The organism is Galactobacter caseinivorans, from assembly GCF_003640665.1.
GTDB lineage: Bacteria > Actinomycetota > Actinomycetes > Actinomycetales > Micrococcaceae > Galactobacter > Galactobacter caseinivorans.
Genome location: NZ_QQXL01000008.1, coordinates 62,852 through 79,203 on the forward strand (window position 1 = coordinate 62,852; position 16,352 = coordinate 79,203).

At 67.8% G+C, this 16,352-nt stretch carries 15 protein-coding genes; 2 read left to right on the top strand and 13 right to left on the bottom strand.

The window, feature by feature from the left end:
• Position 1 precedes the first annotated feature (1 nt).
• From DWQ67_RS12300 to DWQ67_RS12335, 8 genes are all read right to left on the bottom strand, one after another.
• The gene (locus DWQ67_RS12300) at positions 2–796 is read right to left on the bottom strand and encodes a DeoR/GlpR family DNA-binding transcription regulator (RefSeq protein ID WP_121485902.1); all 795 of its coding nucleotides are present in this window, start codon (positions 794–796) and stop codon (positions 2–4) included.
• A 10-nt stretch (positions 797–806) separates the two neighbouring features.
• The gene (locus DWQ67_RS12305) at positions 807–1,664 is read right to left on the bottom strand and encodes a carbohydrate ABC transporter permease (RefSeq protein WP_199712714.1); all 858 of its coding nucleotides are present in this window, start codon (positions 1,662–1,664) and stop codon (positions 807–809) included.
• A gap of 3 nt (positions 1,665–1,667) precedes the next feature.
• The gene (locus tag DWQ67_RS12310) at positions 1,668–2,645 is read right to left on the bottom strand and encodes a carbohydrate ABC transporter permease (protein ID WP_121485903.1); all 978 of its coding nucleotides are present in this window, start codon (positions 2,643–2,645) and stop codon (positions 1,668–1,670) included.
• 79 nt (positions 2,646–2,724) lie between these two features.
• The gene (locus tag DWQ67_RS12315; protein WP_121485904.1) at positions 2,725–3,990 is read right to left on the bottom strand and encodes an extracellular solute-binding protein; all 1,266 of its coding nucleotides are present in this window, start codon (positions 3,988–3,990) and stop codon (positions 2,725–2,727) included.
• A gap of 147 nt (positions 3,991–4,137) precedes the next feature.
• Entirely contained in the window at positions 4,138–4,980 is an 843-nt protein-coding gene (locus tag DWQ67_RS12320) for a class II fructose-bisphosphate aldolase (RefSeq protein ID WP_121485905.1), read from the bottom strand.
• 129 nt (positions 4,981–5,109) lie between these two features.
• Positions 5,110–6,036, bottom strand: a complete 927-nt coding sequence (locus DWQ67_RS12325) for a 1-phosphofructokinase family hexose kinase (RefSeq protein ID WP_121485906.1) — start codon at positions 6,034–6,036, stop codon at positions 5,110–5,112.
• Positions 6,033–6,971 (bottom strand): ROK family protein, encoded by a 939-nt coding sequence (locus tag DWQ67_RS12330; protein ID WP_121485907.1) that lies wholly within the window; start codon positions 6,969–6,971, stop codon positions 6,033–6,035. Before DWQ67_RS12330 ends, DWQ67_RS12325 begins: the two co-directional genes overlap by 4 nt.
• Positions 6,964–7,878 carry an SIS domain-containing protein gene (locus DWQ67_RS12335; RefSeq protein WP_121485908.1) on the bottom strand — a complete coding sequence of 305 codons (915 nt, stop codon included), beginning with the start codon at positions 7,876–7,878 and terminating at the stop codon, positions 6,964–6,966. Before DWQ67_RS12335 ends, DWQ67_RS12330 begins: the two co-directional genes overlap by 8 nt.
• A 364-nt stretch (positions 7,879–8,242) precedes the next feature.
• Here DWQ67_RS12335 and DWQ67_RS12340 point away from each other — a divergent pair, with 364 nt between their 5' ends.
• Positions 8,243–10,183, top strand: coding sequence for a C40 family peptidase (locus tag DWQ67_RS12340; RefSeq protein WP_121485909.1), 1,941 nt, complete (start codon positions 8,243–8,245; stop codon positions 10,181–10,183).
• A 119-nt stretch (positions 10,184–10,302) separates the two neighbouring features.
• Here the strand turns inward: DWQ67_RS12340 and DWQ67_RS12345 are convergent, their stop codons facing one another.
• A complete protein-coding gene (locus tag DWQ67_RS12345) occupies positions 10,303–11,319 on the bottom strand; it encodes a universal stress protein (protein WP_121485910.1) in 1,017 nt (338 codons plus the stop codon).
• 168 nt (positions 11,320–11,487) lie between these two features.
• On the opposite strand from DWQ67_RS12345, the gene DWQ67_RS12350 reads away from it, so the two are divergent.
• A complete protein-coding gene (locus tag DWQ67_RS12350; RefSeq protein WP_121485911.1) occupies positions 11,488–12,945 on the top strand; it encodes an NCS2 family permease in 1,458 nt (485 codons plus the stop codon).
• Positions 12,946–13,083: 138 nt separating this feature from the next.
• Here DWQ67_RS12350 and DWQ67_RS13650 read toward each other — a convergent pair whose 3' ends face one another.
• The 4 genes from DWQ67_RS13650 to DWQ67_RS12370 form a co-directional block, all read right to left on the bottom strand.
• Positions 13,084–13,620: a hypothetical protein gene (locus DWQ67_RS13650; protein WP_147433697.1), complete on the bottom strand. Its 537-nt coding sequence runs from the start codon at positions 13,618–13,620 to the stop codon at positions 13,084–13,086.
• Between the two features lie 645 nt (positions 13,621–14,265).
• The gene (locus DWQ67_RS12360) at positions 14,266–15,099 is read right to left on the bottom strand and encodes a spermidine synthase (protein ID WP_199712715.1); all 834 of its coding nucleotides are present in this window, start codon (positions 15,097–15,099) and stop codon (positions 14,266–14,268) included.
• 87 nt (positions 15,100–15,186) lie between these two features.
• Positions 15,187–15,912, bottom strand: a complete 726-nt coding sequence (locus DWQ67_RS12365) for an MgtC/SapB family protein (protein ID WP_121485982.1) — start codon at positions 15,910–15,912, stop codon at positions 15,187–15,189.
• A gap of 49 nt (positions 15,913–15,961) precedes the next feature.
• A complete protein-coding gene (locus DWQ67_RS12370; protein WP_121485913.1) occupies positions 15,962–16,336 on the bottom strand; it encodes a hypothetical protein in 375 nt (124 codons plus the stop codon).
• Between the last annotated feature and the right edge of the window lie 16 nt (positions 16,337–16,352).

Genomic DNA, 16,352 nt, shown 5'->3' on the forward strand with positions numbered 1-16,352 from the left:
CCTACGTGGAGGCAGGGGCCGCCACCACGACGTCGTGCCCTGCCTTGTTAAACGCCGCCACGTCCGCGGCGCTCACCAACTCATCCGTGATCAGACCCAGCCCGTCCACGTGGGGCAGGGTCGCAAAGGCGCGGGTGCCCATCTTGACCGAGTCGGCAATCACCCACGCGCGCTGCGCGCGTGCCGCAATCATGGCGTTGACCACCGCCTCAGAGTCCTCGTTCACGCTGAACCCGTGCACCGGGTCCATGCCGTCCACCCCAATGAAGCTGACGTCGCAGGTGAGGCGGCCCAGCGTCTCCTCAGCGAAGGGGCCCACCAGTTCGTAGGAATGCGGATGCATCACGCCGCCTGAGACCACAACCTTGATGTGCGTGCGCACCGCGAGCGTGGAGGCGATGTTGACGGAGTTGGTGACGACCGTGAGGGTGGGCCGCCCGGACTGATCCCGCAGGTCCGGGCGCATCCCCAGCATCTGCGCCACCATGGCCGTGGTGGTGCCGCCGGAGAGGCCAACCACCATGCCCCGGGTGACCAACTGCGAGGCGTGAGCGGCAATGGCCCGCTTCCCAGCGTCGTCGCCCAGGCGGTACCGCTCCGTCAGGTCGTAGGCCACCGAGCCGCGCGCGGCGCCGCCGTGAGTGCGCACCAGGAGCTGACGGGAGGCCAGCGCGTCCAGATCGCGGCGCACCGTGGCGGGCGAGACCCCCAGGTGACCCACCAGCCGGTCCACGTCCACGGAATCCTCGCGCGCCAAAACGGCCAGGATCTCGCTACTGCGCTCGGCTCGGTTCATGCGCTGAACTCTATTTCACCGCGCCGGCAGCCAGGCCGCCCACCAGGCGCTTCTCGATGAAGAAGAACAAAATGACCACCGGGATGATAGAGACAATGGAGATGGCAAAAACGAACTGCCAACTGGTGTTGTACTGCCCCACAAATTTGGTGAGCGCCACGGAGAGCGGCTGATTCTCCGCCGTCGTCAGGATCACCAGGGACGCGGCAAACTCATTCCAGGCGGAAACAAAAGTAAAGATGACCGCCGTGACGATGCCCGGCCAGACCAGCGGCAGGTTCACCGTAAAGAGCGTGCGGAACTTGCCAGCGCCGTCCAACTGCGCCGCCTCATCCACCTCCTTGGGCACCGCCGCAAAGAAGGAGTGCATCATCCAGGTCGCGAAGGCCAGGTTGAAGGCCGCGTTGATCAGGATCATGGCCAGCCACGTGTCGCCAATGTCCAGCAGCAGCATCTCCCGAACCAGGCCTGTGGTGAGGATGGCCGGCTGCAGCATCTGCGTCAGAATCACCAGGCCCATAAAGGCCAGGCGCCCTGGGAAGCGGAAGCGCGCCGTGTAATACGCGGCGGGCACCGCCACCAGCAGGACCAGGACCGTGGCCGCCAGGGCAATCACGATGGTGGAGATCAGGTTGTACGGCAGCGGGGTCTCCGGGGTGTCCCACATGGCGCTGTAGTTATCCCACTGCCAACCGTCCTTGGGCAGGTAGGACGGGTCATAGCTCAGGATCTCGTCACGCGTCTTGACTGAGCCAAGGAACATGACCAGGTACGGGACCAGGAACACGATCGCGACGAGCAGGCCAATCACCATGCGGCCCACCACCCGGGACTTGGGGGCGCGGTCTTCAACGGCAAGGAACGCCATGGCTCAGACCTCCTTCAGCGGCTTGACGACGCGGACGTAGATGAGCACGATCAGGGCGACGATCGCGAAGTTGAGCACGGAGAGCGCGGAGGCCCAGTCAATACGCTTGTCGAACTGCATGGTCTTGAAGATGTAGGTCATCAGGGTGTCTGACTCGTAGCCGGGCAGGTCCTTGGTCATGATCTGCAGGATCGGCAGGTTGTTAAAGACGTTGATCATGTTGATCAGCACGGCCACGGCCAGGGAATTGCGCAGCTGCGGGAGCACCACGGAGAAGTAGGTGCGCAGGCGGCCGGCGCCGTCCATCTTGGCGGCCTCAATGGTGTCCGCCGGCACCGATTGGATGCCGGCCAGCAGCGTGTAAATGGTGAAGGGCAGGGAGACAAAGACGGCGATCGCCATGGCGGAACCCAGGGCTGAGACGGGGCTCTTGGTGAAGCCAAAGCCGTCAGGGCCCACCAGGTGCAGCTGCTCCAGCAGGTGGTTCAGGGTGCCGTAGTTGGGGTCCATCGCGTAGTAAAAAACGGTGGTGGTCATGACCACCGACGCCGCCCACGGCACCACCACGGCCATGCGCACCAGGCGCCTGCCGGGGAAGGGCTTGGAGAGGAACTGCGCCAGGACCAGCGAGATGACCACGGTGAAGACCACCACGACCACCACCCACACCAGCGAGTTGAGCAGGATGCGCGGCAGGTTGGGGTCCGTGAAGATGTGCCCAAAGTTGGAGAAGACGCCCCAGTCCGGGCCCTTGCGCGTGGGCTCCGCCCAGCCGTCGTCCACGGCATTTTTCCCGATGTGACGCATCGAGTTGTAGATCATGTACCCCGCCGGGAACACCACGACCACCAGGATCAGGAGCAGGGCGGGCGCCAGCCACGGCAGGGCGGCGGGGAAGCCGCCGCCCTGGGGCTTTGGCCGACGCCGAGTGGCTGGCTTGGCTGCCTGGTCCTCCGGTTCTGACGCGGTGGAGGTGGTCATGGTGTCTCCAGTGGGGTGTGCGCCCGGGCGGGCGCGGGCCTGGGTTCAGGCGCGGGCGGGGGGTCGGCGCGGGTCGGCCTTAGCTGGCCGCGTCCGCCTTAGCCTGAATTTCCTTGGCGATGTCCTCAGCGGAGGACTTCTCCAGCTTGCCGAGCAGGGCCTTAAACGCCGCATCGGTGTCAGACCACGCGGGGTTGGTGGTCGGGTAGAACTTGGAGCTGGGCAGCAGATCAATGAAGGGCTTAAGTGCCTCATCGGAGCCCATGGCCGTGGCGCCTGACTTGGTGGTGGGCAGGAAGTTCTCGCCCTTCACGAAGGCCAGGTACTGATCATCGGCAAAGAAGAAGTCCATGAACTTCTTCACGGCGTCCTTCTTGGCCTGGTCCTGGGAGAAGGAGGCCAGGCGGTCCGCCACACCGAGCGTCACCGGCTTGCCGTCCTTGGTGGCCGGCTGGGCAATGCCGTAGTCAAGCTTGGGGTTCTGCTTCTTGATGTCCGCCGCTGTGGGCGGCAGGGCGTACACAAAGCCCATCTTTCCCTGGACAAAGCCGGACATCATGGGGGTGCGCTGGGTAGATCCGGGGTTGGACTGCGTCACGCCCGCGTCCATCATCTTCTTCATCTGAGCAAAGGCGTCTTTGGTCTGATCGTTCTCGATGGTGATGTTCTGCTCGTCCCCCAGGCTGCCGCCGGCACCAAGGATCCACATGGCGGCCTCCGCCTGGGCCTCTTCCTTGCCCAGTGGCATGCCGTAGCCGGGGTTGCCGGTCTTGTCCTTGATCTTCTTGGACGCCTCCAGCAGCTCATCCCAGGTCTTGGGCACGTCCGTGACGCCGGCTTCCTTCATGAGTGCCTTGTTGTAGAAGAGCGCGCGGTCTGAGGCAATCAGCGGCAGGCCGTACTGCGTGCCAGCCACCTTCTCATTCTCGGAGAAGGAATCCGTGAAGTTGGCCAGCGTCTCCGGGGAGGTGATCTCCTCCGCCTTGGCCAGCTGGCCGGCCTCCGCGAAGGAGGAGATGGCGCCGCCGTTGTAGATGTCCGGGGCCTGCTTGGACTGGATCTTGTTGCTCAGCACGCCCTCGATGTTCTCCCAGGACTGCACCTCCAACGTGATCTTGATGTTGGGGTTCTTGGCCTCAAAGGCGGAGATGGTCTTCTCCCACAGGCCCTTGGTGCCGTCCGAGTAGGTCGGGATCAGCATGGTCAGCGCAACGCTCTCGCCGGACCCTCCGCCGGAGCCGCTGGCGGAATCGCCGCCCTTGTCTCCGGAGAAGCCGCAGGAACTGAGCGCCAGCGCGCCAATCGCTGCGACCGCAAGTGCGCCGGTGCGCCAGGTCTTCTTCATGGTGATGCCTCTCCTCGAACCGACCCAACGGCCGCCGGTGCGCGTAAATGATGATTTCTGAGTGATTGCGATCACACTTTTGCAAGTGCGACCATTTTGCCGCTCACGCATCCCGCCCGTCAAGGGGTTTGTTAGTTTTCCTGCGCTTTAGGCCCCCGGCCCCACGATGACGGCAGCCAAGCGCGCCACCTCCGCCCGCATGGCCTGCCGCGCAGGGCCCAGATACTTGCGCGAATCCACCCACTCCGGATGCTCCTCCAACACCTGGCGCAGTCGCGCAGTGAAGACCTTGTTCAGGTGCGTAGACACGTTGATCTTGGTCATGCCTGCAAGCACGGCCTCCTGCAAGTGCGCATCCGCCACCCCAGAGGAGCCGTGCAGCACCAGCGGCACGGGGACCGCCTCCCGCAGCCGAGAGATCAGCCCCAGGTCCAGGGCGGCGGTGCGCTGGGTCATGGCATGGGAGGAGCCCACGGCCACGGCCAGGGCGTCCACGCCGGTGTCAGCGACAAAGCGCGCCGCCTCCGCCGGGTCCGTGCGCACCCCCGGCGCATGCGCGCCGTCCTTGCCGCCCACCTCGCCCAGCTCCGCCTCCACCAACACACCCGCCGCATGCGCCCGCGCGCACACCCGCTCCGTGAGCCGGCGGTTTTCCTCGTCAGCCAGCCGCGCGGCGTCGAACATCACCGACGTAAAACCCAGCGACAGCGCCTCCTCTACCAGCGCCGGATCCTCCGCGTGATCCAGGTGCAGCGCAGCGCGCGCGCCGGAGCGCTCCACGGCGGCGAGCGTGCCACGCGCGATGGGCGCCAGCCCGCCGTGATACGTGGCGGCGTTCTCCGAGATCTGCAGGATCACGGGCAGCCCGGCGTCCTCGGCGCCGCCAAGGATCGCCTCCGCGGATTCCAGGTGAATCACGTTAAAGGCGGGCAGGCCGCGGCCGGCGGCACGCGCCTGCGCCAAGAGCTCGCGGGTGGGGATCAGAGGCACGGTTGCTCCTTCGGGAGGGGGTGGGGCGGGTTCACGTCACGGCCCGACGCCGCGGGCTCACGCAGGCGAGCCGGCGCGGGCTGGGGGCGGGGCTGGGGGCGGGGCTGGCAGCGGGGCTGGCGCGCATCGCTAGCCACACTGCACCCGCTGCATGAAGCGCTCCGCGTCCTCCGTCAGCTCCCCTGCCACGGGCGCCAGCACCGCGGAGGCGGACCAGGCCACGGCCGTGCGCAGCGCCCGTTCGCGCTCCGCGCCCAGCGGGGCCCGGCCAAGGGGCGCCACCACCGAGAGCCAGCCGGCCACGGCCGCGTCCCCGGCACCCGTGGGATTTCCGGTGAGCACCGCATCCAGGCGGGCGTGCAGGCCAGCGGGGTCCTCGCGGGTGTGGTGGCTCATGCCGTCCGGGCCACGGCTGAGCAGGACCGCCTGGGCGCCGAGCCCAAAGAGGATGCCCAGCCCGGCCTGCACGTCCGTGGTGCCGGTGGCCTCCGCCAGCTCCTCCACATTCGGCTTGAGCAGAGACGCGCCCGCGGCCGCCGCGGTCAGCAGGAGCGGCCCAGAGGTGTCCGCCACCGTGTACGCGCCGCCGGCAGCAAGAACCTCGAGGCTGCGACTCACCCAGCCGGCAGGGGCACCGGCCGGCCAGGAGCCGCACAGCGCGGCGGCGCTCGCCCCCTCGACCGCCACGGTCAGGGAGTCCAGCCACGCCTCACACTCCGCCTCCGTCCACGCCCCGGCCTGCTCGTTGAGCACCGTGGTGCGCCCGGAGGCCTCCACCCAGGCCGTACTGCGCCGCGTGGGTGCGGCGACCGGAACCCACCGAGCGTCCACTCCAAGGTGACTCAGGGTGCGCTCGAGCAGCTCCCCCTCCGCCCCGCCCCGCGTGGTCACCGCGCGCACGGCATGGCCCCTGGAGGCCAGGACGCGGGCCACATTGATGCCCTTGCCGCCCGGACGGATGACGGGAGGACCCACACGCTGGGCCTCACCGAGGCGCAACTGGTCCAGGTGGACCGTCTGATCCACGGCGGGCGCCGGGGTGGCCGTCAAGATCACGACTGGCTCCCTTGCTCCGCGTGGGCTTGCTCCAGGCGGCGCAGCGCCACCAGGCGCGCGCCGCGCAGGCCGGCGTCCGCGCCAAGCGTGGCCGTCACCAACTCCGGCACGGGCATGAAAGAGAGGCGGCGCGCCAGGGCAGCGCGGAGCGGGCTCAGCAGCTGCTCGCCCGCGCCGGAGAGCCCGCCGCCCACAATCACGCGGTCCGTCCCGAACAACCCAATGCACCAGTGCAGGCCAAAGGCCAGCGCCTCCACCGCACCGGCCCAGACCTCGATGGCGACTGAATCCCCTTGCTGCCCACGCCGCAAGACCTCCTCGGCGCCGCGCACACGCACCCCCGTGCGGCGTTCGTACTCCCGGGCTATCGCCGCCGCAGAGGCCACGGTTTCGAGGCAGCCCACGGCGCCGCAGCTGCACTGCAGTCCGCCGGGAACCGGCACGTGGCCCAGCTCGCCCGCGCCCGGGGCCGCAACGCGGCGGCCGTCCATGAAGGCGCTCGCGGCAATTCCGGTGCCGATGACAGCAACAAGGACGCTCGCGGCGTCGTGCGCTCCCGCGCCCTCCAGCAGCTCAGCCTCCGCGGCCATGCCGACGTCGTGCCCCAGACCCACCGGCACGCCCAAGCGCGCCGCCAGCGCGTCCGCCAGGGGCGCCCGCCGCAGCCCAAGATTCGCGGCGAAGACGGAGATCCGCGCCGCCTCGTCAACGATTCCAGGGATCAACAGGCCCACCGCGGCGGGCCGCTGGGACGGAAGAAGCCGGGCCGCCAGCCCCGCCAGCTGCTCCACGAGCGCGGCACCGCTCGCGTCCCCGACCTGGACCGGCACGCGGGTGACGGGGCCAAGGACGCCATCCGGGCCGTGGGCCACCGCCGCCTTGACGTCCGTCCCACCCACGTCAAAGAGCAGCAGGGGGCCCGGCGCCTCAGGCATCGTCACCGTCAAGAATGATGGAGCGCGTGAGGTGGCGCGGCTCGTCAGGATTCAGGCCGCGGGCCAGCGCCCGGTCCAACGTCACCTTGTGCACGCGGGCCAGCTCCGCGAGCGGGTGCACCTCGGGGTGATGCAGATAGGTGCCGCCGGTGACCTCCACCTCGCCGCGCAACGCGGAGGGCCCGTCCCCCAGCATCCAGGTGACGCGGCGCGGGCCGGCGATGGCGATGGGGCCGTGGCGATACTCCTTGGCCGGGTAGGACTCGGTCCAGCCCTGCACGGCCTCACGCATCTTCAGCGCCGCCTCATTGGCCAGGCCAAAGGTCCAGCCGCGGCCAAGGAAGGTGAACTGCTCCGCGTCGATGAGGTCCTGCGGGGTGGGCGCGTCCACGGCCGCCGCGGCATCCGCCACCGCCGTGCCCAGGTCCAGGCCGGAGTCCGTGAGGAGGTAGGCCAGGGCGGTGGTCGCGAAGCGCGTCTGCACCACGGACTTCTCATCTGCATACGGCAAGGCAACGATGCGATCCGCCAAGGTCACGATGGGGGTGTCGGTATCACCGATGAGCGCCACCGTCGGGATCTTGCCCTTGAGCTGCGCCAGCACCTCCAGGACCTCAGTGGTGGTGCCGGAGCGCGTGATGGCCACGAGGAGATCGTAGTCACCCACGCGCAGCTCCAGGTCGGATTCGGAGGCGGAGAAGGCGTCAGCGAGGCCCTCCCCCGCGCCCTCGCGCGCCTTGGCCCAGGCCTGCGCCATGAACCACGAGGTTCCGCAGCCAATGACCGCGACCCGGGTGCCCTGCGGCGCGATCGGATCCACCGCGCGGCGCTCCTTGGCCTCGCCGATGGCGCGCGTCCAGACCTCTGGTTGCGAGCGCAGCTCCTGTTCCATATGCGTGGTGGCCATGCCGTGGCGCCTTCCCGGCCAGCGCCGTCCCGGAGGGGAGCGCGACGTGTGGCCTCAACGTGGTGATTAGGCTTGATTGTTTCAAGCGCTACTCGATCATAATCTCGCAGTTGGGTCGACTTGGGAAGGGGATCCGGCGGACGGGGTGCTTCCCGCTCGGTAAATCACATTCGTGTTGTTTAGAGGGCTCCCCGGCTCGCATGAACTGTGGTTTATGTTGCCTATGTGACAGGTGTTGCCACTGGTGGTCATGTTCCGTATGGTGATCAAGTGACGTTCACCAATTTGTGATCAAACGGAACCGTTAGATCACGAAACAGCGAGCATCGCTCATCATCTTGTCCCCCTGTAGTGAGGAACCCCCATGGCTTCGCGACTTGCCATCGGCGTGTCTGTCGGCACCGCCGCTTTGGTTGCTGCCACGTTCACCGGCGCCACCTCCCTGGCCCAGCCGTCCAACCAGGCCAACCTGGCCCTGACCGCGGCGACCAACCAGCAGATCCAGGTGGCCTCCGTGCCCTCCGAGGCAGAGGTCAACTCCGCCAAGGTGGACCCCGCGGCCAAGAAGACCATGGCGGAGCGCCTCCAGCGCGAACTGGACACGACCTCCAGCGCCGTGGAGAAGATCGCAGAGCGCGCCCAGAGCAGCTGGGACGCCCTCACCGAGGCACAGCAGAAGGCCATCAAGCGCCAGGAGCTGGCCACCACCGCCACGACCCAGTCCGCAGCCGCCCAGAAGCGCCTGGCTGAGTCGCAGAAGCAGGTGGGCCAGATTGCCTCCGAGAGCTACCGCAACGGCGGCATGAACCCGTCCGTTGGCGAGCTGCTCACCGGCGACGCCCAGAAGGCCCTGGATCGGTCCCAGACCCTGAAGAACCTGGCCGAGTCCCGCACTCGCAACCTCAAGTCCTCCGAGTCTGACGCCGCCCTGGCCAGCGCGTGGGCCAAGTACACCGAGGCCGCCAAGCGCGAGTCCGACCGCGCAGTCAAGGCGCAGACCGACGCCGAAGCGGACGCACAGAAGGAAGCCACCGGCTACCGCACCGAGGTGCAGGCCCAGGATTCCGCCCGCAAGCAGCTCATCGCCCGCCTCGCAGTGCTCAACGGCACCACGTTCAAGCAGGAAGAGGCCGCGCTGACCAAGCGCGAGAACGTCAAGCGCGAGCAGGCCCTCAAGGCCGCCATGAAGGCAGAGGCCGCCAAGAAGGCCGAAGAAGAGCAGGCAGCCCGCAAGGCCGCAGCCGAGAAGGCAGCGGCCGAGGCCAAGGATGATTCCGCGGAGGGCCTGCCCCGCCCCGCGAACGTCCCGGGCACCGAAGATTCGTCCGCCGATGGGCAAGAGGAAGGCTCGTCGGCGGGCAGCAAGACACAGGCCCAGAAGGACGCAGAAGCCAAGGAAGCAGCCGAGAAGGCCGCGGAGAAGGCTGAGCAGGACAAGGCCAACAAGGCTGCCGCGGAAGCCAAGGCAGCACAGGAGAAGGCCGACAAGGAGGCAGACGCCAAGGCGGACGCCCAGGCCAAGGCTGACGCTGAGGCCAAGAAGAAGGCGCAGGAGGCCAAGGACGCTCGCGAGAAGGCAGAGCAGGAGCAGTCCGGAGACAACGACTCCAAGGATTCAGCCGAAGAGAAGGCCGCAGAGCAGAAGCGCGAGCAGGCCAAGGCCGACGCCGCTGCCATGGCCGCCAAGGAGAAGGCCGCGGCACAGAAGCGGGCCGCAGCCGCTGCCGCGGAGAAGAAGTCGGAGCAGCGCAAGGCCGCCCAGAAGGCCGCCGCCCAGGCCAAGGCCAAGAAGGCCGCGGCTGCGAAGAAGGCCCAGGCCCGCGCCGCCGCCCAGAAGGCAGCAAAGAAGGCCGCCGCCAAGCGGGCAGCCGAGCGCGCCGCAGCCAAGAAGCGTGCCGAGCGCGCATCGGATGACAACGGCGGCTCTTCCTCCAGCAAGGAAGCAGCCATCGACTGGGCCATGGACATCGGCGCCAACAACTACTACGGCTACATCTTCGGCGCCAACGGTCCCCGCTACTTTGACTGCTCCAGCTTTGCGCTGACGGCCTTCAAGAAGTCCGGGATCAGCATGACCCGCACCTCCACCTCGCAGTTCAAGAACGCCCCCAAGCGCATCCCGCTGAGCCAGCTCAAGCGCGGTGACCTGGTGTTCTCCTCCAGCAACGGTGGCGCCTCGATGTACCACGTGGCGATCTACATGGGTAACGGTCAGGTGGTCCACGCCCGTAACCCCAGCGCCGGTATCTCCCCGACGCCGCTGAGCTGGGTCAACAACCTCTACCCGCTGGCCGCTCGCTACTGAGCCGGCCGCGGCCCGAGTCACGGCCCCACGCGGTAACGCACCGCGAAGACGAAGGAAGCCGGTCCCCTGAGGGGCCGGCTTCCTTCGTTATGTGGGTGAGCTACCCGGCTGCTTCTGCCCTAGTCGGCGTCCGGCATGGGGCCAAAGTTGGGGCGGTTCTCCACTCGCTGATCCGAGCGGTTCGGGACCACCAGCACCGGGCTCTTGGCCAGGCGCAACACGTTCTGTGAGGTGGATCCAAGCAGCACGCCGGCAAAGCCGCCGCGCCCGCGTGTGCCGGTGATGACCATGCGCGCGCGCTGGGACTCCTCCACCAACACCTGCGCCGGAATACCCACCGTCACACGGGTCTCCACATGCAGGCCCTCAAAGTGGTGGCGCAGCCAATCCGCAGCGGCATTGAGCTGCTCCTCCATCTCCTGGACCACAGCCTCCTGATCAATGGCGGCAGAGACCCATGCCTGCGTGCCGGTGAGTGGGGGCAAAGCCCACACCACCCGGAGGCCGCAGCCGCGCGCCAAAGCCTCCCCACCGGCGTCGAGCATGGCAAGACGCGCACGCTCCGAGCCGTCCACGCCGACCACCACAATGTTTTCCTCGTCCTCGCGATCCAGGCAACCCCTGGGCACAATCACCGTGGCGCAGTGCGCATGCGGCGGCACCGCGGAGGACACCGAACCGAGCAGGCGGCCCATGAAGCCGCCGTGCCCGCGGGCACCAAGCACCACCAACGCCGCGCTCTTGCTGTACTCCAACAGCGTGCCGGCCGCGTCACCCGTCTCCACGTATGCACGCACGCGGTCCGCGCTCACCAACTGATCGCCGTCGGGCAACAGACGCCGCCGCTCCAACTCCACCAGCGCATCTCGCAACACCTGCTCCGCGCCGGTGCGCAGAGTCTCGTCATCCAGAGCCGCGTAACCGGCGTCCATGGCCGTCGCAACAAAGGTGGGAATGGAATAAGACATCACGGCCTCGACGTCCAAATCACGCCGCTTGGCCTCGGCTGCCGCCCACGTCAGGGCGTCATAGGACTGCTCGGAACCGTCCACGCCCACCACAATCGTGGCGTTGCCTGGCGTCTCACGGACGCCGTCCTCGGCATTGTCCTCACGGGGGCTATTGTTCGCGGTCATGGGACCACTCCTTCCAGCTGGAGGGACTCTCATTCAACACCTCAGCGCGCCAGGACGCATCCCACCCCCGAGATCCCGCTCACATCGTGGCGGTTTAAAGGCCGTATTCGCGCCTCACCTGCGCAATGGACTGCCCCCGAAGAACGGCGCGCCGATAAACTAGCGCTCATGTCATCACGCACAGCACCCCCCGCTGCCCGCGGCGGCCTGGACCGCTACTTCAAGATCTCCCAACGCGGCTCCACGCTGGCGCGCGAGGTCCGCGGCGGCTTCGCCACGTTCTTCGCGATGTCCTACATCGTGGTGCTCAACCCGCTGATCCTGGTGGGCCCGGACGGGGCCGGGACCGAGCTGGGGATTCCCCAGGTGGCCGCAGCCACCGCCTTTGTGGGCGGCATCCTCTCCATCATCATGGGCGTCTGGGCCAAGCACCCCTTCGCCATCGCGACCGGCCTCGGCGTCAACGCGCTGGTGGCCGCCACCGTGGCCACCCACCCCAACCTGAGCTGGCCGTCCATGATGGGACTGGTCCTGGTGGCCGGCGTCATCATGTTTGTGCTGGTCCTCACCGGCTTCCGCACCGCCGTTTTTAACGCCGTGCCCGCCGGACTCAAGACCGCGATTGTGGTGGGCATCGGCTTCTTCATCACGCTGGTTGGCCTGGTCAACGCCGGCTTCTCTCGCCCCGGCGGCACGCCGCTCGCCCTGGGCATCAACGGCCGGCTCAGCGGCTGGCCCACGCTCGTCTTTGCGGTGGGGCTGCTGCTGACCATTGCTCTGCTGGTGCGCAAGGCCAAGGGCGCCATCCTGATCGGCATCATCGTCTCCGCCGTGCTGGCCAACATCCTGGAGGCCGTATTCCACATCGGCGGGCAGAAGGACGCCACCGGAGCGCTCGTGAACCCGACCGGCTGGTCGCTGGTAGTCCCCGGAGCCAACTTCACGTGGCAGACGCCGGACCTGTCCCTGATCGGCAAGGTGGACCTGGCCGCGTTCACCCCCGGCTCGCTTGGCGCGCTGGCCGCGATCCTGCTGGTCTTCGTGATCCTGCTTTCCATCTTCTTTGACGCCATGGGCACCATGGTTGGCCTAGCCACGGAGGCCGGCACCATCGACAAGGACGGCCAGATCGAGGACGTCAACAAGGTGCTGCTGGTGGACGCCGCCGGCGCCATCGCCGGCGGCGGCTCCTCCGTGTCCTCCAACCAGATCTTCGTAGAGTCCTCCGCCGGAATCGGCGAGGGGGCCCGCACCGGCCTGGCCGCCATCGTCACCGGGCTGCTGCTGATCGTGGCCATGTTCCTTTCCCCGCTGGTCAACTTTGTGCCGTTCGAGGCCGTGGCGCCCGCCCTGGTGTGCGTGGGTTACATGATGATGCGCCAGGTCAAGAACATTGACTGGGACGACATGGGCATTGCGCTCCCCGCGTTCCTGACCGTGGCCATGATGCCGTTCACCTACTCCATCGCCGACGGCATTGGCGCCGGCTTTGTGTCCTTCGTGTTCGTGCGCTTGGTGCAGGGCAAGGCCAAGGAGGTACACCCGCTCATGTGGGTGGTGGCTGGCCTGTTCGTGGTCTTCTTCAGCATGGGCCTGATCGACGGCTGGACCGGCGCGGGGGCGTAGCCGCCTCGCGGATCCCTTAGCCTGATGCGGATCCCGGGCCCGCCCGTCAGGCCGCGGCAAGTTTCCACCGGGTTTTCGCTCCAGGACCGATCAACGCTCGGGTGAGTGGCGAAAACCCGGTGGAAAAGCGACATCGCGTCAGAGCAGACGAATCCGACGCCGCGGATCGCTCCGCAAGCCGGCTGCACTGAGCTGCTGCACCAAGCGATGCGGATGTGCCATGTCCTCCCACATCCAGCGCAGCACTCGGTTGCTCACGGCCGCGAGCCGCGCCTCCCGCCGCTTCTCATCGCGAATGACATGCCAGCTCTCCCGCCCGTCCTTCATCTCCGCATCGAGGTACTTCGCGGCACCATCCGCCTCAGCGAGGATGCGTTGCTCCGCCCACCAGAAGTCCGAGAAACCGATCAGCCCTTGGGCATCCGTGTGTCGCTGCTGCAGCACTGGTTCCTCGAATCCGTGCTGATACATAACCGCGCGGCTTCCCGATTCCAACGGGGACTCTGCTCCCGGCCGTCCCAACGCCAGCACTTGCAAGCCCTTGACCCTGCGGCACTTCACAGCCTGATCGCCAAGCCAACCCTCCACGTGTTCGGCGGAAATACCCATCGCGGGCCCATGCCTCAGCATCCCGTCGATGGCGGTCAGGCCGTGCCCCAAACGTGCCGTCGACATCGTTTCGCCAGCCGCCTCGTGGAGGGGAACGCACCAAAAATCCCCCACTCTCACGGGAGTTTCAAAGGGGTGATGATGCCTCTTCACCCTCGGCACGTCCATGATCTCGCGATGAACCCACGGAGGCGCTGACGCCTCCGCCCGGCAGGTGGGGTCCTCTACGCCCAGGCGGATCGGTCGAGCGGTGGCCACTTCAATGTGCTGCGGGACCCCGAGCGTGGGCAGGCCAGCCAAGCGCAGCGCTGTCTCTCCGCAGTACACAGTGTCCGGGGCCCGCAGGGTCTTGGCCGCCACCAATCGCAGAAACCGCTGGTGGTGGGGCAACTCCACCCACGTCTTGGCATCGATGTACACGCCGGGCCCCAAACGGACTAACTTCCCGGCTCGGTAAGCCCTCCGGAGCGATTGATCACCCGGACCGACGAGGAGGTCACCGGGAATTCTTGCCTCGACTAAACTCTTCATCCCCACATGCTGGTGGGGCCGCGGACCTGACCACAGCGCCTCCCGACAGTGTGGGGACAACACCCGGCGCCGCGCCGTCGCCCATCTGTTTGTGAGGGATCTCCACCGGCTTTTCGCCGTCACCACGTCCGTTGTTCGGGTACCCGTCCAAAACCCGGTGGAGAATCCCTCAGCGCCCCGTCACCGCAGGAAGCGCGTCAGCTCCGCCTCGTCCCACACCGACGCCGGCAGCGCGTCCGTCAGCAGCCTGCGCGTCAGCCCGGCGCCCAGCGGCAGCGGTGCGTCGGAGGCCGCAACCACCACATTCCCGCGCCGGCGCCCTTTCAGCATGGCCGGGTCCGCCACCGCGGCCACGTGCGCAAAGACGGTGCGCAGCGCCGCCGCCTCCGCGCGAAGATGGGCCAGATCCGGGGCGTCGCCCACGTTCAGCAGGTACACGCCGTCCGGCGCTAAGACCCGCTTGGCCTCCGCGTGATACTCCGCCGTGGTCAACTCCACGGGCGTGAGCGAACCAGCGAACACGTCGCGGATGATCACGTCCCGCGTCTGCGCGGTCAGCGTCGGCAGCACCTGGCCGGCGTCCCCGGCGCGCACGCGCAGCAGCGGCGCCGCGGGCAGTCGGAACCACTCGCGCGCCAACACGGTGAGCTTGGCATCCAGCTCCACCACCACCTGCCGCGCGTCCGGATGCGTCACGTGTACCCACCGCGCCATGGAGCAGCCGGCGCCGCCCAGGTGCAGCACGCGCAGGCGCTCCGGCGACGGCCAGCGCTGCGCCAGGATCGCCGCCATCCACCGCATGTACTCAAAGTCCAGCCGTTCGGGATGATCCAGGTCCACATGGGAGGACGGCACGCCGTTCACAAACACGATCCACGCATCCGCCGAATACGGGTCGCGTTCCAGCCGCACCGTGCCGGTGTCGGTCTCCCAGGTACCCTCGCGGGGGCGGCGCTGTTCGGTGCTCGACGCCGCCTGCTCACCCTGGTCTTTGCCGGCCCGTTTGCGTCCCAACCGCCACTCCTTCGCTGCCGTGCCGCGGGATTCTCGCGGACACCCCAGCCTACTTTGAGACGGCCACCAGCCACCGACCGCGGCCTCTTAGTCGACGTCCTCGCCCTCCGCCGTGGCCAGCGCCTTGGTGCTCTTGACGCTGCGCATTCCGGGGATCTCCGTCAGCGCGGGAATCATGGTCTGCGGGGCTGCTCCGCCAAGGAAGCGCAGGTCCACGGTCACCACCGTGGCGCCGTCCTTGGTTTGGGTCTTGCGCGAGCCCTCAAAGGACGTGGAGAAGCCGTTGCTGGAGGCCACTTCGAGGATGTGCCGCATGGCGCCGGTGCCGTCCGTGTAGACCACCCGGATGTCTGTGTCTGCGGAATCCGTGGGGATCTTGCGCACCAGCGGCGCGAAGACCAGCAGGGTGATCAGGTATCCCACGGTCGCCACGGCGGCGAGCGCCACCATGCCGGCGGCGCAGGCCATGCCCACGGCGGCGGTGATCCAGATGGATCCTGCGGTGGTGAGCCCGCGGACGGTGCTGGAGCCCTTGAAGATCACGCCGGCGCCCAGGAATCCGATCCCGGAGACCACCTGCGCCGCGATGCGCGTGGGGTCGTGTGGGGTGTCTGCGCCGGCCAGCCCGGAGAAACCGTAGGCGGAAATCAGCGTGAAGATGCACGCGCCAAGCCCCACCAGCACGTGCGTGCTGTAGCCGGCGGACTTGCGCCGCACCTGCCGCTCCACGCCAATCACGGAACACAGCACAAAGGCCGAGCCAAGCAGCATGAGCTGGACTCCCACCTCATCGCCCAGGAGCGATTGCCACATCTCTTTCACCCTTTCTTCCTGCCCGACCTTCCTGCCCGACGGCGTGTGCTCACGCCTGCGCGGCGCGCACCATCCGCGCCCCGCGCGCCACCGCGCCGGCAGAGTCCCCAGCCAGCCGCCCCGCTCTCTCAGCCGTCACCTCAACCGGACCTCCGCTACCCAGGCCGACCACGGCGTCGTCGGGCCCTATGGCCACCCAGCTCGGGAGCAGGCGGCCCTCCTCCAGCGCCGCCGTCCACCCGGCCACGGTGCGCTCAAAATTGGCGTCCATGCCCGCCAGCGCCTCGGCGCTGAGCCAGGCCGAATAGGCGTCGTGCCAGCCGCGATTCTTCACGGCGATGGCACCGCGAACGTCCTGGGGCGTCAGGGGCCGGATCCGCACGCCCGCGGGCAACGTCTCAGCGCTCTGGGGCGACTGGCTCATGGTGTGTCCCTTCTTC

Coding starts and splice junctions, on each gene's coding strand:
- DWQ67_RS12300 (WP_121485902.1), bottom strand. CDS start 796: ATGAACCGAGCCGAGCGCAGTAGCGAGATCCTGGCCGTTTTGGCGCGC.
- DWQ67_RS12305 (WP_199712714.1), bottom strand. CDS start 1,664: ATGGCGTTCCTTGCCGTTGAAGACCGCGCCCCCAAGTCCCGGGTGGTG.
- DWQ67_RS12310 (WP_121485903.1), bottom strand. CDS start 2,645: ATGACCACCTCCACCGCGTCAGAACCGGAGGACCAGGCAGCCAAGCCA.
- DWQ67_RS12315 (WP_121485904.1), bottom strand. CDS start 3,990: ATGAAGAAGACCTGGCGCACCGGCGCACTTGCGGTCGCAGCGATTGGC.
- DWQ67_RS12330 (WP_121485907.1), bottom strand. CDS start 6,971: ATGCCTGAGGCGCCGGGCCCCCTGCTGCTCTTTGACGTGGGTGGGACG.
- DWQ67_RS12335 (WP_121485908.1), bottom strand. CDS start 7,878: ATGGCCACCACGCATATGGAACAGGAGCTGCGCTCGCAACCAGAGGTC.
- DWQ67_RS12340 (WP_121485909.1), top strand. CDS start 8,243: ATGGCTTCGCGACTTGCCATCGGCGTGTCTGTCGGCACCGCCGCTTTG.
- DWQ67_RS12345 (WP_121485910.1), bottom strand. CDS start 11,319: ATGACCGCGAACAATAGCCCCCGTGAGGACAATGCCGAGGACGGCGTC.
- DWQ67_RS12350 (WP_121485911.1), top strand. CDS start 11,488: ATGTCATCACGCACAGCACCCCCCGCTGCCCGCGGCGGCCTGGACCGC.
- DWQ67_RS13650 (WP_147433697.1), bottom strand. CDS start 13,620: ATGTCGACGGCACGTTTGGGGCACGGCCTGACCGCCATCGACGGGATG.
- DWQ67_RS12365 (WP_121485982.1), bottom strand. CDS start 15,912: ATGTGGCAATCGCTCCTGGGCGATGAGGTGGGAGTCCAGCTCATGCTG.
- DWQ67_RS12370 (WP_121485913.1), bottom strand. CDS start 16,336: ATGAGCCAGTCGCCCCAGAGCGCTGAGACGTTGCCCGCGGGCGTGCGG.